22 protein-coding genes and 1 pseudogene are annotated in these 24,121 nt (G+C 71.8%); 12 read left to right on the top strand and 11 right to left on the bottom strand.

The window, feature by feature from the left end; translation table 11 throughout:
• Positions 1-81 precede the first annotated feature (81 nt).
• Entirely contained in the window at positions 82-2,337 is a 2,256-nt protein-coding gene (locus ABIE67_RS10535) for a helix-hairpin-helix domain-containing protein (protein WP_370256033.1), read from the bottom strand.
• Positions 2,334-3,317: an aldo/keto reductase gene (locus tag ABIE67_RS10530; protein ID WP_370256032.1), complete on the bottom strand. Its 984-nt coding sequence runs from the start codon at positions 3,315-3,317 to the stop codon at positions 2,334-2,336. The genes ABIE67_RS10535 and ABIE67_RS10530 overlap by 4 nt, the downstream gene beginning before the upstream one ends.
• 185 nt (positions 3,318-3,502) lie before the next feature.
• On the opposite strand from ABIE67_RS10530, the gene ABIE67_RS10525 reads away from it, so the two are divergent.
• Entirely contained in the window at positions 3,503-4,558 is a 1,056-nt protein-coding gene (locus ABIE67_RS10525) for an LLM class F420-dependent oxidoreductase (RefSeq protein WP_370256031.1), read from the top strand.
• A 252-nt stretch (positions 4,559-4,810) separates the two neighbouring features.
• Positions 4,811-5,599: a ferritin-like domain-containing protein gene (locus ABIE67_RS10520; RefSeq protein ID WP_370256030.1), complete on the top strand. Its 789-nt coding sequence runs from the start codon at positions 4,811-4,813 to the stop codon at positions 5,597-5,599.
• Positions 5,600-5,623: 24 nt separating this feature from the next.
• On the opposite strand, the gene ABIE67_RS10515 is transcribed toward ABIE67_RS10520, so the two are convergent.
• Complete coding sequence (locus tag ABIE67_RS10515; RefSeq protein ID WP_370256029.1) at positions 5,624-6,622, bottom strand: magnesium and cobalt transport protein CorA; 999 nt, start codon at positions 6,620-6,622, stop codon at positions 5,624-5,626.
• 62 nt (positions 6,623-6,684) lie between these two features.
• Here ABIE67_RS10515 and ABIE67_RS10510 point away from each other — a divergent pair, with 62 nt between their 5' ends.
• The 4 genes from ABIE67_RS10510 (at position 6,685) to mshC (ending at position 10,187) form a co-directional block, all read left to right on the top strand.
• Positions 6,685-7,371 carry a histidine phosphatase family protein gene (locus ABIE67_RS10510; protein WP_370256028.1) on the top strand — a complete coding sequence of 229 codons (687 nt, stop codon included), beginning with the start codon at positions 6,685-6,687 and terminating at the stop codon, positions 7,369-7,371.
• Positions 7,372-7,483: 112 nt separating this feature from the next.
• Positions 7,484-8,074: a DUF3090 domain-containing protein gene (locus ABIE67_RS10505; RefSeq protein WP_370256027.1), complete on the top strand. Its 591-nt coding sequence runs from the start codon at positions 7,484-7,486 to the stop codon at positions 8,072-8,074.
• Positions 8,038-8,856: an SCO1664 family protein gene (locus ABIE67_RS10500; RefSeq protein ID WP_370256026.1), complete on the top strand. Its 819-nt coding sequence runs from the start codon at positions 8,038-8,040 to the stop codon at positions 8,854-8,856. Before ABIE67_RS10505 ends, ABIE67_RS10500 begins: the two co-directional genes overlap by 37 nt.
• 101 nt (positions 8,857-8,957) lie before the next feature.
• Positions 8,958-10,187, top strand: a complete 1,230-nt coding sequence (gene mshC / locus ABIE67_RS10495; protein WP_370256025.1) for a cysteine--1-D-myo-inosityl 2-amino-2-deoxy-alpha-D-glucopyranoside ligase — start codon at positions 8,958-8,960, stop codon at positions 10,185-10,187.
• A 73-nt stretch (positions 10,188-10,260) separates the two neighbouring features.
• Here mshC and ABIE67_RS10490 read toward each other — a convergent pair whose 3' ends face one another.
• Together ABIE67_RS10490 and ABIE67_RS10485 are read right to left on the bottom strand one after the other, a co-directional pair.
• Positions 10,261-10,854 carry a hypothetical protein gene (locus ABIE67_RS10490; protein WP_370256024.1) on the bottom strand — a complete coding sequence of 198 codons (594 nt, stop codon included), beginning with the start codon at positions 10,852-10,854 and terminating at the stop codon, positions 10,261-10,263.
• A gap of 35 nt (positions 10,855-10,889) precedes the next feature.
• Positions 10,890-12,623, bottom strand: a complete 1,734-nt coding sequence (locus tag ABIE67_RS10485; RefSeq protein ID WP_370256023.1) for a S8 family peptidase — start codon at positions 12,621-12,623, stop codon at positions 10,890-10,892.
• 310 nt (positions 12,624-12,933) lie between these two features.
• On the opposite strand from ABIE67_RS10485, the gene ABIE67_RS10480 reads away from it, so the two are divergent.
• Entirely contained in the window at positions 12,934-13,908 is a 975-nt protein-coding gene (locus ABIE67_RS10480) for an SMP-30/gluconolactonase/LRE family protein (RefSeq protein ID WP_370256022.1), read from the top strand.
• 90 nt (positions 13,909-13,998) lie between these two features.
• Here the strand turns inward: ABIE67_RS10480 and ABIE67_RS10475 are convergent, their stop codons facing one another.
• From ABIE67_RS10475 to ABIE67_RS10465, 3 genes and pseudogenes are all read right to left on the bottom strand, one after another.
• Complete coding sequence (locus ABIE67_RS10475; RefSeq protein WP_370256021.1) at positions 13,999-14,985, bottom strand: PAC2 family protein; 987 nt, start codon at positions 14,983-14,985, stop codon at positions 13,999-14,001.
• 184 nt (positions 14,986-15,169) lie between these two features.
• Complete coding sequence (locus ABIE67_RS10470; protein WP_370256020.1) at positions 15,170-15,841, bottom strand: FadR/GntR family transcriptional regulator; 672 nt, start codon at positions 15,839-15,841, stop codon at positions 15,170-15,172.
• A 69-nt stretch (positions 15,842-15,910) separates the two neighbouring features.
• A pseudogene (locus ABIE67_RS10465) lies at positions 15,911-16,213 on the bottom strand (amidohydrolase family protein); the annotation flags it as partial.
• A 430-nt stretch (positions 16,214-16,643) separates the two neighbouring features.
• Between ABIE67_RS10465 and mtnA the strand changes: the two are divergent.
• From mtnA to ABIE67_RS10450, 3 genes are all read left to right on the top strand, one after another.
• Positions 16,644-17,675, top strand: coding sequence for an S-methyl-5-thioribose-1-phosphate isomerase (mtnA, locus tag ABIE67_RS10460; protein WP_370268433.1), 1,032 nt, complete (start codon positions 16,644-16,646; stop codon positions 17,673-17,675).
• 38 nt (positions 17,676-17,713) lie between these two features.
• The gene (locus ABIE67_RS10455) at positions 17,714-18,046 is read left to right on the top strand and encodes an ArsR/SmtB family transcription factor (protein ID WP_370256019.1); all 333 of its coding nucleotides are present in this window, start codon (positions 17,714-17,716) and stop codon (positions 18,044-18,046) included.
• Between the two features lie 69 nt (positions 18,047-18,115).
• Positions 18,116-18,994 (top strand): TIGR03620 family F420-dependent LLM class oxidoreductase, encoded by an 879-nt coding sequence (locus ABIE67_RS10450; RefSeq protein WP_370256018.1) that lies wholly within the window; start codon positions 18,116-18,118, stop codon positions 18,992-18,994.
• A 12-nt stretch (positions 18,995-19,006) separates the two neighbouring features.
• Here the strand turns inward: ABIE67_RS10450 and mtnB are convergent, their stop codons facing one another.
• The 3 genes from mtnB to ABIE67_RS10435 are packed head-to-tail and all read right to left on the bottom strand — an operon-like array spanning position 19,007 to position 20,951.
• A complete protein-coding gene (gene mtnB, locus ABIE67_RS10445; protein WP_370256017.1) occupies positions 19,007-19,615 on the bottom strand; it encodes a methylthioribulose 1-phosphate dehydratase in 609 nt (202 codons plus the stop codon).
• Positions 19,612-20,355 (bottom strand): acireductone synthase, encoded by a 744-nt coding sequence (gene mtnC, locus ABIE67_RS10440; RefSeq protein WP_370256016.1) that lies wholly within the window; start codon positions 20,353-20,355, stop codon positions 19,612-19,614. Before mtnC ends, mtnB begins: the two co-directional genes overlap by 4 nt.
• Positions 20,352-20,951, bottom strand: coding sequence for an acireductone dioxygenase (locus ABIE67_RS10435; RefSeq protein WP_370256015.1), 600 nt, complete (start codon positions 20,949-20,951; stop codon positions 20,352-20,354). The genes mtnC and ABIE67_RS10435 overlap by 4 nt, the downstream gene beginning before the upstream one ends.
• 549 nt (positions 20,952-21,500) lie before the next feature.
• Between ABIE67_RS10435 and ABIE67_RS10430 the strand changes: the two genes are divergently transcribed.
• Both ABIE67_RS10430 and ABIE67_RS10425 read left to right on the top strand, forming a co-directional pair.
• The gene (locus ABIE67_RS10430) at positions 21,501-22,598 is read left to right on the top strand and encodes a substrate-binding domain-containing protein (protein ID WP_370256014.1); all 1,098 of its coding nucleotides are present in this window, start codon (positions 21,501-21,503) and stop codon (positions 22,596-22,598) included.
• Positions 22,585-24,117, top strand: coding sequence for a sugar ABC transporter ATP-binding protein (locus ABIE67_RS10425; protein ID WP_370256013.1), 1,533 nt, complete (start codon positions 22,585-22,587; stop codon positions 24,115-24,117). The genes ABIE67_RS10430 and ABIE67_RS10425 overlap by 14 nt, the downstream gene beginning before the upstream one ends.
• Positions 24,118-24,121: the final 4 nt, after the last annotated feature.

The raw sequence follows: 24,121 nt of genomic DNA, 5'->3' as shown, positions 1-24,121 counted from the left end.
GTCATGACGGCGGCGGCCCGGACGAGGTCCGGGCCGCCGCCGTTGACGTGCGCGTTCGCGCGGTTCCTCCTGCTGACGCGCTCAGCTCGGCGTCGGCAGTTGTGTTCCCAGCAGGACGGGCAGCCGGGTCGTACGCGGTTTCGCCAGGACCTCGGCGACCGCTCTGGGCAGGGCCTTCTCCACACCGTGGACCACGGACAGATGGCGGTCGGCCCGGCTGAACGCCGTGTAGACCCACGGCCGGTTCAGCGTCTGTGCGGCATCGCCCGGCAGCACGACGACCACCGCGGGCCAGCGGGCGCCCGCCGCCTGGTGCGCGGTGAGCGCCCAGCCGTGCCGTACGGACTGCTCCACCCGCTCCTTCGGTACGACGACGGCCTCGCCCGCGCAGGACAGATGCAGTCCCTCGGCGTCGGCCTTCACCACCTGGCCCGGCACCATACGGCCCGGCGCGGGCGAGTACGCGACGCGGTCACCGGGGTCGAAGCCGCCGAAGCGGCCAGGGCCGGGGTTGAGCCGCTCCTTGAGCGCGGCGTTGAGGACGCGGGTGCCGGCCGCGCCGCCGTGGCCCGGCGTGATCACCTGGGTCTCCTCGGCCGGGATGCCGATCGCCCGGGGCACCGAGTCCGCGACGAGCTGCACCGTGCGGTGCACGGCCTCGCCCGCGTCGCGCACCGGCACGATCACGACCTCCTTGCCGGGCGCCTCGACCTGGTTCAGCTCGCCGATGCCGATACCGGACACCAGCTCGCCCAGCGGGCCCGGATCCGGCCGCCGCGAGGCGATCTGCGGGCAGATCCGCGCCGCCAGCAGATCGGCGAACACCCGCCCGGGCCCCGCCGACCACAGCACCGCGGGATCCCCGGCCAGCACCAGCCGGGCCCCGTCCGGCAACGACTCCGTGAGCAGGGCCGCCGTCTCCACGTCCAGCTGCGGTGCGTCGAGCAGGACGAGCAGGTCGAGGTCGAACGCACCGTCCGCGTCCCGGCCGGGCCCTTCGGCACCGGAGAGCAGTCCGGCCACGGTGGCGACACCGGGAGCGGATTCCGGCCGCGCGGGGGCGCCCGGCCCGCCGGACCCGCTCAGCAGCGCCGAGAAGCGGCCCCGGCCGGCCGGGGTGTGCGTGGCCGCCCAGGCCCGCAGCCCGAGCGCCCGCGCCGCGTGCACCAGCGCCGCCGGTTCGGCCAGGGACGCCTGCCCACCGGTGTGGAGGACCAGGCCGTGGCTCGCGACCGCGCGGATCAGGTCGGCGGCGGAGCCCGCGGCGGTCGCGGCCCGCTCCCACTCCTCGGCCGAACCGTCCTGCTTCGGCGCCGAGTTGATCAGTCGGGCCAGCCCGTCGGCGAGACTCTCCTCCGCGAGGGCGTACCGCTCCAGGCCGACCAGGACACGGACCGGCCGCTCGTCGTCCTCCTCCGCCTCGTCGTCCCCCCGGGGCGCCGGGGTACCGGGCTCGTCCAGGGCGTCCTGGAAGACCAGGGCCTCGCCCTCGGCCAGGGTGTTCTGCACGGCCGTATCGGCGTCGGGCACGCCTCGCTGGGCCAGCGCGGTGGTGAGCGTCGGCATCTCCAGGGCCGTGTGCCCGGCGACGGCCGCCTGCTCCAGGAGCCAGACGGTGACCGCCCGGCCGCGCCGCTCGTCGTCGGGTCCGCACTCCGCGCCGAGCAGGGCCCGCGCGAACCCGTCGGCCTGCTCGGGCCGTACGCCGGCGACACGCAGCAACTGCCAGGGGTCCGCCCGCAACTGGTCGGCCGCGCCCTCGCCGAGGGCCTCGGCGACCTGCGGGGCGAGAGCCTCCGGGGCGCCGCCTTCGGTCAGCACGCGCCGCACGGACTCGACGGTCTCCGGCGCGGGGCCGACGGGCACGTCGGCCACCACGGGCTGCGGTCGGCGTACCAGCTCCGCGGCGGGGCGGCGCGGTGGCTCCGGCTCGCTGAAGGCGGTGGCGACGGGCTTGGCGCCGCTCTCCACGGCCCGTACGGCGGCCAGCAGATCGGCGGCCTTCCCGCTGAGCTTGGTCCCGCTCTCGACGGGCCCCTGCTTCTCGGCCTTCCGCCGTGCGATCCGCTCCCGCTCGACGCGCTGAGCAGCAAGCTCGGCCTCGGCCTCGGACAACTGCCCTTCGGACGACTGCCCTTCGGACGGCTGCTCCTCGGACGGCTGCTCCTCGGACGACTGCGCCGCGGAGCCGCCATCGCCCTCCTGGCCCTCCGGCGACGGGGCTCCGGCGCCACCGTCACCGTCGTCGCCCCCGGCCCCCGGCGCCCCGCCCTCCGTCGCGGCCCCCGGCGTCACCGGCTCGGTGTTCTCCGTGGTCTCGGGCGGCTCCGTGCTCACAGCGTGCTCCAGTCGTGATCGGGATAGCGGTGCACGGGCGCTGACACGTCGTCGAGCGCCCGGCAGATCTCGTCAGGAAGACTAAGGGCCTCCACTGACAATGCCGCCGTGAGCTGCTGCGCGTTGCGCGGGCCGATGACGGGCGCGGCCACACCGGGCCGGTCGCGGACCCAGGCCAGGGCGACCTGGAGCGGGGTGACGGCCAGCCCGTCGGCCGCCGTCTGCACCGCGTCCACGATGCGGCTCGCCGTGTCGTCGAGGTACGGCGCGACGAAGGGCGCCAGATGCTCGGAGGCGCCGCGTGAGTCGGCGGGAGTGGAGTTGCGGTACTTGGCCGTCAGGACGCCCCGCCCGAGGGGGGAGGACGGGAGCAGGCCGATGCCCAGGTCCAGCGCGGCCGGCAGCACCTCGCGCTCCACACCGCGCTGGAGCAGCGAGTACTCCAGCTGTGTGCTCGCCAGCCGGGTCCGGGTGCCGGGCGCCGCGAGCTGCCATGTCGCCGCCTTGGCGAGCTGCCAGCCGCAGAAGTTGGAGACACCGGCATAGCGGGCCCGGCCGCTGCTGACGGCCAGGTCGAGGGCCTGGAGGGTCTCGTCCAGCGGGGTGGACGGGTCGTAGGCGTGGATGTGCCAGATGTCGACGTAGTCCGTGCCGAGCCGGGCCAGCGAGGCGTCCAGCGCCGAGAGCAGATGGCCGCGCGAGCCGTCGAACCGCCGGTCCGGGTCGGGCACGCTGCCCGCCTTCGTCGAGATCACCAGGTCCCGGCGCGGGACCAGCCCTTCTATGAGCCGGCCGAGGAGGTACTCGGCCTCCCCGTCGCCGTACACGTCGGCCGTGTCGACGAGGCTGCCGCCCGCCTCCCAGAACGTTTTCAAGAGGTCCGCGGCATCGTGCTCGTCGGTGTCCCTGCCCCAGGTGAGGGTGCCGAGCCCGATACGGGACACGCGCAGGCCGGTGCGGCCGAGATGCCTCTGCTCCATGAATGCCGAGATTACTGGCCAGGACCTGCCATGTGGGGGCCTGTGGATAACCAGTTTTCAGACGGTCACCAGGGATCCCCACGGCCGTCGGGGCGACGCCCGCCACACCGGGCTCCCCGCCGGGGGTCCCCCGCGCTATGGTCGGGCCCACAAGGGACGTTACTGATCGGTAAGGGGAATCGGCCATGCAGCTCGGGATCAACCTCGGCTACTGGGGTGCCGGAATGGACGCGGACAACCTCGCCGTCGCGCAGGAGGCCGACCGGCTGGGATACGCCGTGTGCTGGGCCGCCGAGGCGTACGGCTCGGACGCGGCCACGGTGCTGAGCTGGGTCGCCGCCCAGACCGAGCGCATCGACGTCGGCTCCGCCATCTTCCAGATCCCGGCCCGCCAGCCCGCGATGACCGCGATGACGGCCGCGACCCTGGACTCGCTCTCCGGCGGCCGCTTCCGGCTCGGCCTCGGCGTCTCCGGACCGCAGGTCTCCGAGGGCTGGTACGGCGTCAAGTTCGACAAGCCGCTGGCACGCACGCGTGAGTACGTCGAGATCGTCCGCAAGGCCATGACGCGCGAGCGCCTGTCGTACGAGGGCCGGCACTGGACGCTGCCCCTGCCCGACGGCCCCGGCAAGCCCATCAAGCTGACCGTGCACCCGCAGCGCGAGCACATCCCGCTGTACATCGCCGCCATCGGCCCGAAGAACCTCGAGCAGACCGGTGAGATCGCCGACGGCGCCCTGCTGATCTTCCCCTCCGCCGAGCACCTCGAGGACACGACGATCAAGTACCTGCGCGCCGGGCGCGAGAAGGCGGGCAAGACCCTCGACGGGTTCGACGTCTGCCCGACCCTGCCGCTCGCCGTGGGCGACGACAAGGAAGTGGCCACGCTGGCCGACACCTTCCGCCCCTACACCGCGCTGTACGTCGGCGGCATGGGCAGCCCCAAGCAGAATTTCTACAACCAGCTCGCCCAGCGCATGGGCTACGAGAAGGAAGCCGCCGAGATCCAGACCAAGTACCTCTCCGGCGACAAGCAGGGCGCCGCGGCCGCCGTCCCGCAGGACCTGATCGACAAGACCGCACTGCTGGGCTCCGTGGACCGCATCGCCGACCGGATGAAGGCCTATGCCGCGGCCGGGGTCACCACCCTGTCCCTCGCGCCCGCGGGCTTCACCCTCGACGAGCGGCTCACCTCGCTCCGCGCCGGCACCGAGGCCCTGGAGCGCGCCGGGCTCGCGTAGCGCGCGCCGACACCGGGACGCCGTACAGCCCGGGGAGTTTTCAGCGGCCGTGGTGGGGGCTCGGGGGTCTTCCCCGCCACGGCCGTCACGCAGCACAACGCGTGCGTGCCCCACCCGGTTACGCCCCCGTCGTGACCCCGAGGGTCATTCTTTTGGCGGAGTTGTCCGACACAGCTGTTGCAGCACCTCTCTCGCCGCATTTGACTCGTTCTCTGCGGAATCCTGCGGTGTCCTGCAGAGAGGTGCCCCACGATGCTTTCGGCCAAGAGTCTGTTCCAGGAGATCCTCGACAACGACGAGTCCTTCCGCCTGTTCTGCTCCATCGCGGCCAGCGGCGAGTCCCAGGGCGGCTGGGAGAACGCGCGGATCGCCGCGCTCGTCCCGCAGAGCGAGCGCGGTCTCGCGCCCAAGATCACCCGGCACGGGGCGGACGAGGACAAGCACGGGAGGATCTTCAACGCCCTGATGAGGAAGCGCGGCCTCGAACCCGTCCCCGTCCCGCCCGAGACCGACTACACGATGCTGCTGGAGCGGCACGGCATCGGCCTCGCCCACGAGAAGCTCAAGGGCGAGGAGCCGCTCACCGTGCAGGACATCGTCACCTACCTGTCTCACAGCCGGGTCACCGAGCAGCGCGCCTCCGAGCAGATGGACCTGCTGCGCAAGCACTTCGCCGATCATCCCGACCTCGGCCGCGCGGTCAGGATGATCTCGGGCGACGAGGACAACCACCTCGCCTACTGCCACGAGGAACTCCTGCGTTTCGCCGCCCAGGGCCACGGCCGGGCCATCCAGCGGACGCTGCGGGAGTGCGCGCTCGCCGAGATCCGGATCTACCGGGACGTCAGCCTCGCCGTCATGGACCACATGGGCCGCATCCTCGGCTGGCCCCGGCCCAAAGCGGCCCTGCTCGCCGCGGGCATCCACGCCGTGTACGCCTGGGAGCGGGTGGCGGGCTGGCGGCGCATGGTGTCCCTGAAGATGCCGGAACGCCGCGACGCCCTCGGCGGCCCGGCCACCTCGGCCCCCGAGTTCGCCTGACCAGGCCCCGGCGGCCCACCGGCCCTACAACCAGCCGCGGCGCTTGAACAGCCGGTACAGCAGCACCTCCAGGGCGACCATGCCCGCGATCAGCACCGGATACGACCCCGTCCAGTGCAGCTCCGGCATGTGCTCGAAGTTCATGCCGTAGATCCCCGCGATCATCGTGGGGATCGCGGCCATGGCCGCCCACGCGGAGATCTTCCGCACGTCGTCGTTCTGCCGGACGCTCATCTGCGCCAGATGCGCCGAGAGGATGTCGGAGACCAGCCGGTCCAGGCCCTCCACGGACTCGTTCACGCGCGTGAGGTGGTCGCTGACGTCGCGGAAGAAGGGCTGCGCCTTGTCGTGCACGAACGGCACGCGCGCGCCGATCATGCCGGTACCGGCGAGCCGCGACAGGGGCTGCGCGAGCGGGCCGGTGGCCCTGCGGAACTCCAGGATCTGCCGCTTGAAGGCGTAGATGCGGGACGCCGTGTGCCGTGAGCCGCCGCCGGTCGGCGAGAACACCTCCGCCTCCAGCTCCTCCAGGTCCGTGCCCAACTCGCCCGCCACATCCACGTAGTGGTCGACCACGGCGTCGGCGATCATGTACAGCACCGCCGTGGGACCGTGCCGGAGCATCTCCGGCTCGTGCTCCAGACGGCTGCGCACCGCCCCCAGCGGCGCCTCCACGCCGTGCCGGACGGTCACCACGAACGAGTCGCCGACGAAGACCATGACCTCGCCGGAGGAGACGATGTCGCTCTTCGCCTCGTACCCGACCGGCTTGAGGACCATGAACAGCGAGTCGTCGTAGACCTCCAGCTTGGGCCGCTGGTGCGCCTTCAGGGCGTCCTCCACGGCCAGCGGGTGCAACCCGAACTCGTCGGTGACCTTGTCGAACTCCTTCTCCGTCGGCTCGTACAGGCCGATCCAGACGAACGCGTCGCCCCGCAGACGGCACAGATCCAGGGCGTCGGAGAAGTCCGCGGGCCCCTCCGTCCGGCGCCCGTCCTCGTAGATGGCGCAGTCGACGATCACGGAGCGTATTCTCCCGCCATCCCCTCGCGAGCGCACCCGGTCGTATGCCTACGCTGGGCCGCATGCCCACGTTGATCCTGGTCCGCCACGGACGTTCCACCGCCAACACCGAGGGACTGCTCGCCGGCTGGACGCCCGGTGTCGCCCTCGACGAGCGCGGCACCGCGCAGGCCGCCGCACTGCCCGGGCGGCTCGCCGCGCTGCCGATCTCCGAGATCGTCGCCAGCCCGCTGCAGCGCTGCCAGGAGACGATCCGGCCGCTCCTCGACGCCCGGCCGGAACTCACCGCGCACACCGACGAGCGGATCGGCGAGTGCCACTACGGCGACTGGTCCGGCCGCAAGCTCGCCGAGCTCAAGGACGAGCCGCTGATGGAGGTCGTCCAGGCGCACCCCTCGGCGGCCGCGTTCCCGGGCGGTGAGTCGATGCGGACGATGCAGACCCGGGCCGCCGAGGCCGTACGGGAGTGGAACGCGCGCGTGGAGCGCGATCACGGCTCCGACGCGGTGTATCTGATGTGCTCGCACGGCGACATCATCAAGTCCCTCGTCGCGGACGCTCTCGGTCTTCATCTCGACCTCTTCCAGAGGATTTCCGTAGAACCGTGTTCCATCACCGCGATCCGCTACACCCGCCTGAGGCCGTTCCTCGTACGCCTCGGGGACACCGGTGATTTCACGTCCCTCGCCCCGCGCGAGGAGCCGCCGGCCGGCGACGCGACGGTCGGGGGCGGCGCGGGCGCACCGTGATCGTCCGGCGCAGTAGGGTGAAGCGGTCGAAGCAGCGCCGTACGCACGATCCCGCCGTCGATCCCGCCGTTCCCAGTTGTCGCCGTACTCACGATTCCAATGGAGACAGGACGTGTCCCGTCAGGTGTTCCTCTACGACCCCCCGGACCGCTTCGTGGCCGGTACGGTCGGACTGCCCGGGCGCCGTACGTTCTTCCTCCAGGCCACCGCAGGCTCCCGGGTGACCAGCGTGGCCCTGGAGAAGACCCAGGTCGCCGCCCTCGCCGAGCGCATGGACGAACTGCTCGACGAGGTCGTACGGCGTAGTGGCGGCAGCGCCGCCGTCCCCGCCGTGGCGCCCACCGAGGTCGCCGACACCGGCCCGCTGGACAGCCCCGTCGAGGAGGAGTTCCGCGTCGGCACCATGGCGCTGGCCTGGGACGGCGAGGAACAGCGCATGATCGTCGAGGCGCAGGCCCTCGTGGAGCTCGACGCCGACTCCGAGGAGGACCTCGCCGAGGCCGAGGAGCGGCTCCTCCAGGACGAGGAGAACGGGCCCCCGATGCTGCGGGTCCGGCTCACCGGCGCGCAGGCGAGGGCCTTCGCCAAGCGTGCCCTGGACGTCGTCAACGCCGGGCGGCCGCCGTGCCCGCTGTGCAGCCTCCCGCTCGACCCGGAAGGACACGTATGTCCGCGCCAGAACGGATACCGCCGCGGAGCGTGACCTCGGTGGAGCTGCTCACCGAGGGCGAGCTGACGGTGCGCGGACGCATCCGCGAGGCGTCCAACGCCGCGCTGTTCTGCACGGTCGCGCACGAGGGGCAGGAGGCGTCCTGCGTGTACAAGCCGGTCGCCGGTGAGCGGCCGCTGTGGGACTTCCCCGACGGGACGCTCGCGCAGCGCGAGGTCGCCGCGTACGAGGTCTCCGAGGCGACCGGCTGGGGGCTCGTACCGCCCACCGTGCTGCGGGACGGGCCGTACGGCGAGGGCATGGTCCAGCTGTGGATCGAGGCGACGCCCGAGGCCGGGCTGCTCGCCCTGGTCGACGGCGAGGAGCCCGAGCCCGGCTGGAAGGCGATCGGGTTCGCCGAGGTCGGCGAGGGAAAGACCGCGCTGCTGGTGCACGCCGACGACGAGCGGCTGCGGCGCATGGCCGTCCTGGACGCCGTGATCAACAACGCCGACCGCAAGGGCGGGCACCTGCTGCCCACCGAGGCCGGCCGGCTGTACGGCATCGACCACGGCGTCACGTTCAACGTCGAGAACAAGCTGCGGACGCTGCTGTGGGGGTGGGCGGGGGAGCCGCTCACCGCGGAGGCCGTCGAGGTGCTCGGCGCCCTGCGGGAGGGGCTGAAGGAGGGCGCAGACCTGGCCGTGCGCCTGGCCGCGCTGATCACCGCCGCCGAGGTGGAGGCCGCACGCGCGCGTGTGCAGGCGCTTCTGGTGTCCGGGAAGCATCCGGAACCGAGCGGGGAGTGGCCGGCCATTCCGTGGCCGCCCGTTTAGCGGGACACTGCATGAAGTGCCGTATCGCGCAAGAAGGCCTTACCGGCCATCCGGCCTGGTCCGGTTCGTATCCGGAACATCCGTCCGGTTAGGCTCATGACATGTATGCCTGGCCCGCTTCTGAGGTCCCCGCCCTGCCTGGTCAGGGCCGCGACCTGAGGATCCACGACACCGCGACCGGCGGTCTGGTCACCCTCGACCCCGGTCCCGTCGCCCGTATCTACGTCTGCGGCATCACCCCGTACGACGCGACCCACCTGGGTCACGCGGCGACCTACAACGCGTTCGACCTCGTGCAGCGCGTGTGGCTCGACACCAAGCGGCAGGTTCACTACGTCCAGAACGTCACGGACGTCGACGATCCGCTCCTGGAGCGGGCCGAGCGCGACAACATCGACTGGGCGGCCCTCGCCGAGAAGGAGACCGCCCTCTTCCGCGAGGACATGACCGCCCTGCGCATGCTGCCCCCGCAGCACTACATCGGCGCGGTCGAGGCGATACCCGGCATCGTGCCGCTCGTCGAGCGCCTGCGGGACGCCGGGGCCGCCTACGAACTCGACGGCGACACCTACTTCTCCGTCGAGTCCGACCCGAACTTCGGCAAGGTCTCGGGCCTCGACGCCGCCGCCATGCGGCTGCTGTCCGCCGAGCGCGGCGGCGACCCGGACCGTGCGGGCAAGAAGAACCCCCTCGACCCGATGCTGTGGATGGCCGCCCGCCCGGGCGAGCCCAGCTGGGACGGCGGTTCGCTCGGCCGCGGCCGGCCCGGCTGGCACATCGAGTGCGTCGCCATCGCCCTCGACCACCTCGGCATGGGCTTCGACGTCCAGGGCGGCGGCTCCGACCTCGCCTTCCCGCACCACGAGATGGGCGCCTCCCACGCCCAGGTGCTGACCGGCGAGTTCCCCATGGCCAAGGCGTACGTCCACGCGGGCATGGTCGCGCTGCACGGCGAGAAGATGTCCAAGTCCAAGGGGAACCTGGTCTTCGTCTCGCAGCTGCGCCGCGAGGGCGTCGACCCCGCCGCCATCCGGCTCGCCCTCCTCGCCCACCACTACCGGGCCGACTGGGAGTGGACCGACCAGGTGCTCCAGGACGCCGTCGCCCGCCTCGACCGCTGGCGCGCCGCCGTGTCCCGGCCCGACGGGCCGCCCGCCGAGGCGCTCGTCGAGGAGATCCGCGAGGCCCTCGCGAACGACCTGGACGCCCCGACGGCGCTGGAGGCCGTCGACCGCTGGGCCGCCGCTCAGCAGGAGAGCGGCGGTACGGACATCGGCGCCCCCGGTGTCGTGTCGCGAGCCGTGGACGCGCTGCTGGGCGTGGCCCTGTAAGGATCCGAGACCGACAGAGGGGCGCTTCCTCCCGACGGGAGAAAGCGCCCCGATCCGTTCGTTCAGGTGCCCGTCAGAGGCGCTGGATCCGGACGCTGCGCAGCACGCTCGGCGACTGGGTGTCCCAGATGCCGATCACCTGGTGGCCGAACGCGAACGCCTGCTGGATCTGCTGGTGGATCTGCGGGTTCGGGTTGTTGAGGACCCGGAACTGGTTGTTGATGCGCAGGAAGATCTGATGCGGCTGCCCCTGGAGCGGGTGGACGATGTCGATGAAGCCGTTCGCCACACCGGAGGCCAGAGCCTGCGCCTGGACCTGCTGGGCGACCTGCTGCACCGCCGCCAGCGCGACCTGCTGCAACTGCTGCTGCATCTGCTGCTCGTTCTGCTGCGCCTGCTGGTCCTGCTGCGGGCCGCCGAGCTGCTGCTGGCCCAGCTGCTGAAGCAGTTGCTGGTACGGCTGCTGCTGGCCCAGCTGCTGGAGCTGCTCCAGCGAGCCGCTCGTGCCCATGCCGTACGGCTGCTGCTGGCCGAGGCCCTGCCGGCCGTAGTCCTGCTGCTGCCCGATCGGTTGCTGCTGGTACGGCTGCTGCTGGTACGGAGACGTGCTGGGGAACTGCTGGCCTTGCTGCTGTCCCATGTGACTCATCTGCGGGGTGGTGCTCATACGGGTGTCACCTTCCCTTGATGTGATGGGCTGCGTCAGCCGGTGATCACCAGGCCGACGATCTCGTCGTCCGAGAACCACACTCGGACTTCGGGCCGTCCCCCCGCGAAGGCGGTATGGACCGCCTGGCGGATGTCCGGGGACGGATGGTTGAGGTTCCGCCAGCCGCCGGCCACGAACAGCCGGAGCCTGGGCGGGAGTTCGCGTGGGTACGGCAGGAGCTCGTCCCAGTAGCGTTCGGCGACACCGGAGCCGACCGCCTGCGGCACCAGACGGGTGACCGCCGCCTTGATGTCGGGCCGGCTGCCGATGCGCTGGGAGGCGGGCCGGCCCGGGGCGTCCTGCTGTGGGGAACCCGTCGCCCGCAGCACCTCGCGCGCACGTTCCGGGGACATCGGCTGCCGGCCGGCCGCCTTCAGCATGCCCTGCAGCGCGGCCAGCGCGCCGACCACGACCGGAGAGGCGGACGACGTCCCCGAGAACGTGTCGGTGTACCAGGCGATCTCCTCGGGTCCGCCCTGCAGATCGCCGGGCTTGTCCCAGAAGCCGCCGGTGGTCGTGACCTCGTGCCCCCAGCCCTGGGCGTCCACGCGGGCGCCGTAGTTGGAGAACGCGAGCCGTGAGCGGTCCGGGCCGTGGTCGCGGCCGTGCGTGCCGGGCGGCGGGGCGCCCGCGCCGACCAGGACGGCACCGGAGGACGGGTTGGACGGGTTGAACGGGTTGCGCCACGACTCGGGGAAGCCGTCCGGGCGGCGTTCGTAGACCGCGTCGTCGAGCGACTCGGCGCCGTTGCCCGCGGCGGCGACCACGAGGACGCCCTTGGCGGTGGCGTGGCGAACGGCGGCGAGGTCGTCCGGCCACCATTCGAGCGGGATGTAGCCGCGCTGGTCGTCGCGCTCGGCGTACTCGAACCGGGGCCCCGGGCGGTGCAGTTCGATCAGCACGATGTCGCCGGGGCCCAGCCGGTCGGCCGCCGCGTGGATCGCGGCCGCCGTGCCGATGCCCTGGAAGGAGGCGGCCGCGGTCACCGTGTCCGGCGCGATGCCGGTGACGCCGTACTCGGTGCGATCGCCGCCGATCACGCCGATCACGGCGGTGCCGTGGTTGCGCCAGGCGAGGTCGGCCAGCGGGGTGCCGACGACGACGCCGGCCAGCTTGGCGGCGAGGTCCTCGTGGCCCAGCTGCCAGGAGCCCTCCACGTCGATCACGGTCACGCCCTGACCGGTGCCGCCGGGCCGCTGCCAGGCCCACCGCGCGTCCACGCCCTCGGGCGCGGGCCGCAGATAGCCCTGCCGGCCGCTGTAGTCGGGCGTGACCGGCGAGCCCTCCTTCAGGCGCCCGCTGTCCTCCCCGACCTGCCCGAACGAGGCCGGCACCGCACCCGGCTTCACATACGCCGTGTCGATCCCCGGCAACGCGGCGATACGGGCCCGCAGCTCCTCGGCCCGGCTCTCCCCGCCGCGCACCCGGTAGAACAGCGCGAGGTCGGGCACCTCCTCGGCGGCGGATTGCGGCGCGGCCTGCCGCAGCCGCTCCTCGCTGCCGAACAGCGGCTCCAGCGTGAGTTGTTCGTCGCTGAGGAACATGTCGAGGGCCGACACATCGGCGCCCGCCGCCGACCGGACGCCCTCGGCCCGGGCCCGCAGCCGGGCCTCCGGGCGGGCGACGACGATCAGTTCCTGCTCGGCTCCTCGATAGGTGAATCCCGCTCCGTCGGGCCCCGGCCCGGACGCTCCCGGGCCCTGCGCCGGCTCTGCCTGGTCGGTCATCGTCTGCCGCTCCCTTCGGTTCCTGTGGGTACCAAGTGCGGGTGGTGCGGCGCGCCTTCGCAGGACAACCAAGCACGCGCGGCCCGGTCCGTCCAGACTTATTTCGCCAAGTCGGTTTGGAACAAGTTGAATTGGGCAACGTGTGCATTCCGTCCTGAAAGATATGGCACGCCACAATCGGGCCAGATGTGGCCAGTCGCTGTCGAGAGACTGTCTACGGCTGCGGCGGCGCCCGGCGTGTGGTGGGGTGAAGGAGTCAGTTGACCGTTGGACCAGCTGTTGGCCGGTCCTGTCCGCGGAAGGACGCACAGTGGCCCCCGAACGCCGCTCCTTCGCACCTCATCTCACCCGCCGGGGACTCCTCACGGCCGGCGCCGCCACCGCGGGTGCCGTGCTCGTCGGGTCGGCGGGCACCCCCGCCGTCGCGGCCGGAAAGACCCGGCCCGACGTGATCCACCTCCCGAACGGCTTCCGCCCGGAGGGCATCACCATCGGCGGCGGACCGTACGCCTACCTCGGCTCGCTCGGCGACGGCTCGATCTACCGCGCCGACCTGCGCACCGGCGAGGGCGGCATCATCTCGGCCGGACCCGGCACGCCCTCGGTCGGCCTCAAACTCGATCACCGGGGACGCCTGTTCGTCGCCGGACGCGGCCAGGGCGCCCGTGTCGTGGACGCCCGCACCGGCGAGATCCTCGCCTCGTACGTCCTCACCACGGCGGCCCCGACCTTCGCCAACGACGTGTTCCTGACCCCGCGCGCGGCCTGGTTCACCGACTCCCACCAGCCCGCGCTGTACGCCCTGCCGCTCGGCCGGCACGGCGGACTGCCGGACGTGGACGACGTCGTGACGATCACGCTGAGCGGCGACTGGAGCCAGGTCCCCGGCGAGATCGTGAACGCCAACGGCATCACGAGCACCCCCGACGGCTCCGCGCTGCTGGTCGTGCAGTCCGGGGTCGGCGGCCTGCACCGGGTGAACCCGCGCACCGGCGTCACCCGGCTCGTCGACCTCGGCGACGCGGCCCCGCTCACCAACGGTGACGGACTGCTGCTGACCGGACGCACGCTGTACGTCGTCCAGAACCGGCAGAACGCGATCGACGTGTTCCGGCTCGCCGCCGACGGCCGCTGCGGCGTCTTCCAGCGCCGTATCACCGCACCGCTCTTCGATGTGCCGACCACGGCGGCCGCGTACCGGGGCCGCCTCTACCTGCCCAACGCGCGCTTCACGACGACCCCGACGCCGGAGACGACGTACGACGTGATCTCCGTGCCGGCGTAACGATCCTGCCCGGGTGGTGACCCTGCCCGCGTGATGATCCTGTCCGTATGGCGAAGGAGGGCGGTGCGCGGTCCGCGCACCGCCCTCTTCTCAGTCCTCCGACGACTCGTCGTCGTCCGTGTTGCCCGGCTTCGGTGGCTTGGGCGGCTTCGTGCGGCCGCTCGGGTTGTCCCGCCGGAAGGGGCCGGGGGACTCCCCGCCGTCCGCCGTGGCGTGCCCGCCGGCCGACGGGCCGCCGCCGTCCCGTCTGCGCAGATACCGCTCGAACTCGCGGGCGATCGCCTCGCCCGACGCCTCCGGCAGCTCCGCGGTGTCCCGGGCCTCCTCCAGCGACTGGACGTACTCGGCGACCTCGCTGTCCTCGGCGGCCAGCTGGTCCACGCCGACCTGCCAGGCGCGCGCGTCCTCGGGCAGCTCGCCCAGCGGGATGCGCACGTCGATCAGGTCCTCCAGCCGGTTGAGCAGGGCCAGCGTCGCCTTCGGGTTGGGCGGCTGCGAGACGTAGTGCGGTACGGCCGCCCACAGCGACACCGCCGGGACACCGGCGTGCGTGCACGCCTCCTGGAGGACGCCGACGATGCCCGTCGGGCCCTCGTACTTGGTCTCCTCCAGGTCCATCCGCTGGGCCAGGTCCGCGTCGGACGTGGTCCCGCTGATCGGGACCGGACGCGTGTGCGGGGTGTCACCGAGCAGGGCGCCCAGGATGACCACCAGCTCCACGCCCAGCTCGTGCGCGAAGCCGAGGAGCTCGTTGCAGAACGAGCGCCAGCGCATGGACGGTTCGATACCTCGGACGAGTACGAGATCACGCGGCTTCTCGCCGCCGACGCGGACCACCGACAGCCTGGTCGTGGGCCAAGTGATCTTGCGGACACCCGCGTCCATCCACACCGTGGGGCGGTTCACCTGGAAGTCGTAGTAGTCCTCGGCGTCCAGCGCCGCGAACACCTCGCCCTTCCACTCCTTGTCCAGATGCGCGACCGCGGTGGAGGCGGCGTCGCCGGCATCGTTCCAGCCCTCGAACGCGGCCACCATGACCGGGTCGATCAGCTCGGGAACCCCCTCGAGCTCGATCACCCAGTGCCTCCTTCCGACGTGCCCTCGCTTGACCACCCAACCTTACGGCGTGCGGCGGGGGCGCCCGCAGCCCCCTTGCACGGGGGAGTGAACGGATCACTGCCCCGTTCGTCACCGGGGAACACCCCGCGGTCATCCGAGCCCTCGTTCACGCCCTGGCTCACGCCGTCGTCCACGCTCTGGCTCACAGCGTCGACCGCAGCCACTGCTCCACGCTCGCGATGTGCACCGTCGCCCACGACTTCGCCGCCTCCGCGTCCCGGTCCCGCAGCGCCGCCAGGATCGCCCGGTGCTCGTGCAGGGTCCGGCTGACCGCGTCCTCCTGCGTCAGCCCGCGCCAGATGCGCGCCCGAGTCGTCGGCCCCGACAGACCGTCGAGGAGCGAACAGAGCACCGAGTTCCCCGAGCTCTGCACGATGCCCCGATGGAACTCCAGGTCACAGGCGACGAGCTCCTCCACCGACGGATCGTTGCCGAGCTTGTCCAACTGGTTCGTCAGCGCGCTCAGTTGCTGCTCGCTGATCCGGGACGCGGCCATCGCCGTCGCGGCCGGCTCCAGGATGCGGCGCACGGCGAGGAACTCCAGCACCGTGTCGTCGCGGTGGAAATCGACGACGAAGCTCATCGCCTCCAGCAGCAGCTGCGGATCCAGGCTCGTGACATAGGTGCCGTCGCCCTGCCGTACGTCCAGGATCCGGATCAGTGACAGCGCGCGCACGGCCTCTCGCAGCGAGTTGCGGGACAGCCCGAGGTCGGCGGCCAGCTCGCTCTCCTTGGGGAGCCGGTCGCCGGGGCGCAGCGCGCCGGAGACGATCATGCCCTTGATCTTCTCGATCGCCTCGTCGGTGACTGCCATGGCCGCCCTCCCTGTCGTTCAGGATGTCGTGCGAGACATCCGACGTCTCAGCCACATTATGCGGTCTGTTCAGATGAGCGCCTCCAAGTCGGCGATCACCACTTCCTCGTCCGGCGTCGTCAGCGCCCGGTCCCTCATCAGCACCCGCCCGTCGACGACCGTGTCCCGCACGTCCGCCGAGTGCGCCGCGTACGCCGGCGTGGACCACGGATCGTGCAGTGGACGCAGATGCGGCGCGCTCAGGTCGAGCACGATCAGGTCGGCCCGCTTGCCGGCCTCCAGCGAGCCCAGCTCGTCCGCGAGCCCCAGCGCCCGCGCGCCCTCGATCGTCGCCATGCGGACGGCCCGCTCGGCGCCGGCCGTCGTGGGGTCGCGGTGAGCGAGCCGTCGACGAAGCGGTACGGGAAGCTCAACACCCCGATCGCTCCGACCAGTCCGGCGAGCGCGCCCGAGACGGACATCAACTTCAAGGCGCGCTCGGCGGTGAACGCGTGAGGTGAGGGCCGACGAGCATCAGGCGTCCGGATCGGGCGTCGGTCGCCGGGAAAGAGGCTGAGGTGGGGGCGGCTCAGCGGGGACAGCAGTCGCCGGCACAGCGGCCGAAGTCCAGGAAGCGGCGCTTGGTGAGGAGCACTCGTCCTCCTCGTCTCGGCCTGCGGGCTGTGCGGGTGGGTGGACTGTACACCTGATGTACGGACATCTGCTCGGCCGTCTCGAACTGTGGTTCCCCAAGGTCATGTACGGTGACGAACACCCACAGGAGCAGCAGGAGTGTCCCCTTATGTCCCAGGAAGTGCGGCCCATGTCCGAGGAATTGCGTGCCGTCGAATGGACCGGATCCAGCCTTGCGCTGATCGACCAGACCGTGCTTCCACACCGCACCGAGACGAGGGACGTCCGTGATGTGGACACCCTGGTGGACGCGATCCGGCGACTCGTGGTGCGCGGCGCGCCCGCGATCGGCGCCGCCGGGGCCTACGGCGTCGCCCTCGCGCTGCTCCAGGGCGAGCGGGAGGGCTGGTCGGCCGACGGGATACGCGCGGCCGTGGCCCGCGTCCGCGAGGCCCGGCCCACCGCGGTCAACCTCATGGTGTGCGTGGACCGCGTGATGACCCGCTTCGACGAGGGCCTCGACGCGGTGCTGGAGGAGGCCGCCGCCGTCCAGCGCGAGGACATCGAGGCGAACCGCGCCATGGGGGCGTACGGCGCCGACTGGCTGCTCGAACGCGTCGGCGCGGACCGGCCGTTGCGCATCCTCACCCACTGCAACACCGGCGCCCTCGCCACGGCCGGCTGGGGCACGGCACTCGGCGTCATCCGCGAACTGCACGCGCGTGGCCGCCTGGAGGTCGTCTACGCCGACGAGACGCGCCCGCTGCTCCAGGGATCCCGCCTGACGGCCTGGGAGTTGGTCCAGGAGGGCATCCCGCACTACGTCCAGGCCGACGGCGCCGCGGCCGGCACCATCCTGCGCGGCGAGGTCGACGCGGCGATCGTCGGCGCCGACCGGATCGCCGCGAACGGCGACACCGCGAACAAGGTCGGCACCGTGGGTGTCGCCCTCGCGTGCGCGGACGCCGGGATCCCGTTCCTGGTGGCGGCACCCACGACGACCGTCGACCTGGCCACGAAGACCGGCGACGACATCCACATCGAACTCCGGGGCGAGGACGAGGTGCTGGAGTGGGGCGGCGTACGGACGGCGCCGGCCGGTTCGCGCGGCCACAACCCGGCGTTCGACGTCACGCCGGGGCGCCTGGTGACCGGGCTGGTCACCGAGCGCGGGGTGCTTCAGGTGTCGGCGGGGGAGCTGCCGGGGGAGCGGTTGCGCTGACGTCCCGGGTCCACGCCACCGACCTATACTCCGAACCCATGACCGACGCTGCGACCTCCCCGGATGCCGACCTGGTCGGCGCCCTGAAGGCGCTGGCCAACCCGGTGCGTCTGCAGCTGCTGGTGTGGCTGCGCGAGCCCGAGCGGCACTTCTCGCAGTACGAGGCGATCGCGGACCCGGCCGAGGTCGGGGTCTGTGTGAGCCACATCCAGGCCAAGGCCGGGCTGGCCCAGTCGACGGTGTCGGCGTACATGGCCGAGCTTCAGCGGGCCGGGCTGGTGCGGGCGACGCGCGTGGGTAAGTGGACCCACTACAAGCGCGACGAGGAGCGCATCGCCGGGCTGGTGGCCCAACTCGGGCGAACCCTCTAGCGGTTGGATCTGCGCGTGCGAGGGCCACCTTGTTGCGCTTCATATCGAGAATCTGCAATATTTCGATGCATGGAGAATCTGGGGACCTTCGGCATCTACACCTTCGACTTCGAGCACCAGCCCGCCGCGCGGGTGCGTGACTCCGTACAGGAACTGGAACAACTGGGCTGGCGGGCGGTGTGGTTCCCCGAGGTGGGCGGGCGTGAGGCGCTCACCCAGGCCGGCTATCTGCTCGCCTCGACCGAGCGGCTGCACGTGGTCAACGGCATCGCCCAGATCTGGTCGCGGGAGGCGGGCGCGACCCACGCCGCGAGCGCGCTGCTGGCCGACGCCTATCCGGGACGGCATGTCCTGGGTCTGGGATTCGGCGCGCACCGGCCGGGCGTCAAACCCCTCGCCGCCCTGGCCGGGTACCTCGACGAGTTGGACACGCTCGCGAAGGAGGCAGCCGTGCCCGCGCCGCGAACGCCGGCCCGCCGCATCCTGGCCGCCTACGGCCCCAAGATGATCGCCCTGGCCCGGGACCGCTCCGCAGGCGCCCACACCTACCACGTCAACACGGCCCACACCGCCCAGGCGAGGGACATCCTCGGCCCCGACGCCTTCCTCGGCGTCGAGCACGCGGTGCTCTTCGAGCCGGACCCCGACAAGGCCCGCGCGACGGCACGCGAGCATCTGCACCCGTACCTGAACTCCTCGTACAACATCGCCAAGTTCCGCCGTCTCGGCTACACGGACGACGAGATCGCACACGGTGGCAGCGACCGCCTCGTGGACGACCTCGTGTTCTGGGGAGACCTGGACACGGTGGCGGAGAGGCTCCACGGCCATGTCCGGGCGGGTGCCGACCATGTCGCCGTACAGGTCATCGGCACCCCGCCGGGTGACTCCGCGATGAAGCACTGGCGGCGGCTCGGCGAGGCGCTGCTGCCCCCGACGGCGCCCTGACCGCCGTACGGGTCACCGCTGGGTGAGCTCCAACTCCAGCAGCCACTCCACCACTTCGGTGTGGTGCCGGGCCTGGCGCGGGTTGTCGCCCCACACGTACAGTCCGTGTCCGGCCACGACGACCGCGGGCATACGGGGGTCGCGCGCGGCCTCCAGCCGGTCGCCGAGGATCTTCATGTCCTGGCTGTTCGCGATGACCGGCAGGGCCACCTCGACGTCGTGGGCGGGCTGGCCGACGCCCTTGAGCATCTCCAGGTCCTTGAAGACGATGCCGCCGGGCTCGCGGCGGCCCATGGCCACGGACGCGACCGTGTGGACATGGACGACGGCCCCGGCACCGGTCAGCGCGGCCACGCGCGCGTGCAGTTCGGCCTCGGCGGACGGCTTGCCGCCGTGCACCGCGGCACCCTGTCCGTCGACCAGCACCACGTCCGCGGGCGTCAGTTCGCCCTTGTCGTGGCCGCTGGCCGTGACCGCGAGCCGCAGCGGGTCGCGGGTCAGCACCACGGACAGGTTGCCGGAGGTGCCCCGCATCCAGCCGAAGGAGGCGAACCGGGCGGACTCGGCGGCAAGGACCGCGCCCGCCTCCTCAAGGTCGAGTTGGCTGATCTCGGCGGTCACGTGCTGCTCCCGGAAGTGGTGATGGTGATCTCGTCGAACGTCCCCGCCTGCGCGTGGTCGCCGACGCCCTGCTCGTAGTACGGCTCCCCGGGCCGCCGGACGCCGACCGTCCGCCAGCCCGCCGCGCGGGCCGCGTCCAGCTCGCCGGGGCGGTCGGAGAGGAAGAGGAGACGGGCGGGCTCGATGCCGGTCGACTCCGCGATACGGCGGTACGACTCCGGCTCCTGCTTGGGGCCCGCGTTCTCGGTGTCGTACAGACCGGAGACGAGCGACGTCAGGTCGCCCTCCGGGCTGTTCGTGAACCACGCCCGCTGGGCGGCCACCGAACCGGACGAGTAGACGTACAGCCGTACGCCCGCCGCGTGCCATGCGCGCAGTCGCGGTACGACGTCGTCGTAGAAGTGCGACACCAGGTCACCGCGGGCGAAGCCCTCGGACCAGATGATGCCCTGGAGGGTCTTCAGCGGGGTGGCCTTGCGGTCCTCGTCCAGCCAGGTGTTGAGCGCCTTCTCGACGGCCGCGGCGTCGGCGTCCGGGTCGCCCGTCAGCTCCCGCACCTGTGCGACCGCCCGCGCCACCTCCGGGTCGTCGCCCCGCTCGGCGAGCAGCGCCGCGAACCGCGAGCGCGAGTAGGGGTACAGCACGTCCACGACGAACCCGGTGGCGCTCGTGGTGCCCTCGATGTCGAGCACCACGGCGTCCACGGCCTGCGAGCCCAACCGGGGATCCCGCACGGTCACGCCGCGGCCCTGTCGGCCTCGTAGCCGGCCGCGATCGTGTCGTAGTCCGGGAAGCGGCCGGCGATGGTGGAACCGGTGAAGTTGCCGATCCAGCCGTCCTCCTCGTGGAAGAAGCGGATCGCGGTGAAGGGCGGCTTCGTGCCCATGTCGAACCAGTGCGTCGTGCCGCGCGGCACGCCCAGCAGGTCGCCCTTCTCGCAGAGGACGGCGTGCACCTCACCGTTCACATGGAGGTAGAAGATGCCGGAACCGGAGACGAAGAAGCGCACCTCGTCATCGTCGTCGTGCGTGTGCTCCTGGAGGAACTTCTCGCGCGCCGCCTTCGCCTTCGCCGGGAACTCCGGGTCGTCGCTGGGGTGCAGGCCCAGGACGTCGACGGTGGTGAAGCCCTCCTCGGCGTTGAGCCGGTCGATCTCCGGGCCGTACGCCGCGAACACGGTGTCGCTGTCCGCGTCGAACGGGACGTCCTCGCGGACCGGCCACTGCTCGTAGCGCACGCCCAGCGGCTTGAGGGCCTCGGCGATCTCGGCGGGGTCCGAGGTGCGGCGGATCAGGGTCTGCGGTCCGGACTCGGGCCAGGTCGTCAGCAGGGTCATGGGGGCAACTCCTGGAGCTGGAAGGGGGTCTGGAACGTGGGTCCGGGTACCGAGACAAGCACCCGGCAGGGGAGGGGGGAAGGGCGCAGTGGCGGAAGGCTGATCGGGCGTAGGTCAGCCGCGACACCGCGCGCCGGGACAGCAGAGCATGCGGGGCATGCGCATCGCTGTCGCGCGGGGTGTCGTCATCAGGGCCTCACTGTGCCGGTTCGGGGTGCCGGTCCGGTGATCGTAACTCCGTCCGGGCTCGGTCGAGGTGTCGACAGGGTGTGACCTAGTCGTTGTCTCACGTGGTGAGAAACCGCTTGCTCCGCTTTGACGAGTGGCCGAAAACGTTCCCATGATCTCCGTATGAAGACGCTGCTGCTCGTGCGGCGGCTGTACGTGGACTTGCTCCGGTCGACCACAGCCAGCTGTCGCTGACCTCAACCGGAGCTCCCCCGCGCACTCGCGGGTCGCCCTCGGCCGCGCACCGGCCGTCCGCACATCGGTGTCCCCAGCTCCGGGTCCAGCAACTCCCCACCCTCTCCCCATACCTGGAGCCCCGCCATGTCCCGTGTCCGCCTGCCCCTTGCCGCGCTCTCCCTCGCCTCCGTCTCCGCCCTGCTCCTCGCCGGCTGCTCGCAGTCCACGGACGCGTCCAAGAGCTCCGGCAACACCGCCGCCTCGGCCGCGGCCGCCACCGGCGCCAAGCCCGCCCCCTTCAGCAAGGGCCCCGTCAAGGTGGCCCTGGTCCGGCAGAGCGGCGCCGGCGACTACTTCGAGCAGTGGGGCAACGGCGCCAAGGCGCAGGCCAAGGCCCTCGGTATCGACCTCACCGTGTACGACGCCCAGGCCGACAACGCCAAGCAGGCCACCGACCTGTCCTCGGCCATCAACTCCGGCGCGCAGGCCATCATCGTCGACCACGGATTTCCGGCCACCATCCAGCCGGAGATCGACAAGGCCGTGAAGAAGGGCGTCAAGGTCGTCGTCTACGACGTCGAGACCGCCACCAAGGGCGTCGTCAGCACCAGGCAGAACGACGCGAGCATGGCCCAGGCGGTCCTCGACGTGATGGCGAAGGAAGTCGGCAAGGGCGCCAAGGTCGGCTACGTCAACGTGGCCGGATACGCCGCCCTCGACAAGCGGAACACGGTCTGGGCGAAGGAGGTCGCCGCGCAGGGCTGGAAGCAGCAGTTCAAGGTCGGCAAGGTGACCGACTCCACGGCCACGGACAATGTGCCCCTCGTCTCCGCCGCCCTCACCCAGCACTCCGACGTCACCGGCGTCTTCGCCCCGTACGACGAGCTCGCCAAGGGCACCGTCCTCGCCGTCCAGAACAAGAAGCTCCAGGACAAGGTGAAGGTCTTCGGCGCGGACGTCTCCAACGCCGACATCCAGAACATGACCGCCGACGGCAGCCCCTGGGTCGCCACGGCGGGCACCGACCCCTCCGCCGTCGGCGCCGCGGTCGTCCGTACGACCGCCCTTGAGCTGGCCGGTCAGCTGAACAGGACCTCGGTGGAGTTCCCGGCCGTCGCCATCACCCAGGACTTCCTGCGCGAGAAGAAGATCGAGAACATGGACCAGCTGCGGGAGGCGCTGCCCGCCCTGAACCTGTCGCAGGTGTCGACCGCCGACTGGATCTCGAATGTCGCCCACTGACCCGGGCCGCACGGAGACCGCTGTCAGCCTGACCGACGTCAGCATGGCGTTCGGCGGCAAGACGGTGCTCGCCTCCGTCACCCTCGACATCGCCCCGGGCAGCGTGGTCGCGCTGCTCGGCGCGAACGGCGCCGGAAAGTCCACGCTCATCAAGATCCTGTCCGGCGTGCACAGGGATCACGGGGGAGAGGTACGGGTCGGAGGGGAACCGGCCGCTCTGCAATCCCCGCTGGCCGCCCGCCAGTTGGGCATCCAGACGGTCCACCAGCGCATCGGCGAGGGCATCGTGCCGGGCCTCTCCGTCGCGGAGAACCTGGTCTCCGAGGAGCTGGCGCAGGCGCGCGGCAACCCGTTCCTGAACGGCGGCCGACTGCTGGCCCGCGCCCGCGAGATCCAGGCGGGCCTGGGCCTGGACTGGAGCGACTCGGTGCTCCGCCGGGACGTCACCGAACTCGGCCTCTCCGACCGCCAGTTGCTGATCCTCGCCCGCGCCCTCGCCACCCGCCCGCGCCTGCTCATCCTCGACGAACCGACCTCGGCCCTGTCCGCAGCCGAGGCCGAACGCCTCTTCACGCTCGTCGAGAAGATGCGCGACGACGGCATCGCGGTCCTCTACGTGTCCCACCGCCTCGGCGAGATCGACGCCCTCGCCGACCGCCTGGTCGTCCTGCGGGACGGCCGTCTCACCGAGGACCAGGCCAAGCCCTTCGACTGGGACGCGGCGCTGCGCGCGATGCTGGCCCAGGCACAGGAGGCGACTTCCGCGCGGCCCGTGCGCGAGGGCACTGGCGGCGACGTGGTCCTCTCACTGCGAGGCGTACGGCTCTTCGAGGGCCGCGAGCCTCTCGAGCTGGACCTGCGCGCGGGCGAAGTCACCGGTGTCGTAGGCCTGTTGGGCGCCGGCAAGACCGAGCTGGCCCGCGGCCTGTTCGGCGCCGAGCCCTTCGCGACCGGTTCCGCCGAACTGGACGGCAAGCCGTACGCGCCGAAGAGGCCCTCCGACGCGATCCGCGTAGGCGTCCACCTGGTCCCCGAGGACCGGCACGCCGACGCGCTCGTCCCCGGCTGGTCGCTGGCCCAGAACATCTCGCTGCCGTTCCTGAAGTCGCTGTCCCGGACGGGGCTGATGAACACGGCCAAGGAGGACGCCCTCGGCCGCGACACCATCGAGTCCCTCGGCGTCGTCGCCCGCGACGAACACAGCACCGTGGAGGAGCTGTCCGGCGGCAACCAGCAGAAGGTCGTCGTGGGCCGCTGGCTCGCCCGCACCCCACGCGTCCTCATCCTGGACGAGCCGTTCCGAGGCGTGGACATCGGTGCCCGCCGGGACATCGGCCGCCGCGCCAGGGCCCTCGCCGCCGAGGGCGCCGCCGTGCTCGTCCTGTCCGCCGACGTCGACGAGATCCTCGAGATCGCCGACCGGGTCGTCGTACTCGCCGCCGGAGAGATCCACCTCGACGCGTACGGCGAGGACGCGGAACGCGACCGCGTCATCCAGACCATCTCGGCGTCCGTGTGACCCC

Origin of the sequence: Streptomyces sp. V4I8 (assembly GCF_041261225.1) — a bacterium.
GTDB lineage: Bacteria > Actinomycetota > Actinomycetes > Streptomycetales > Streptomycetaceae > Streptomyces.
This window is presented reverse-complemented; position numbering and strand designations above follow the sequence as displayed.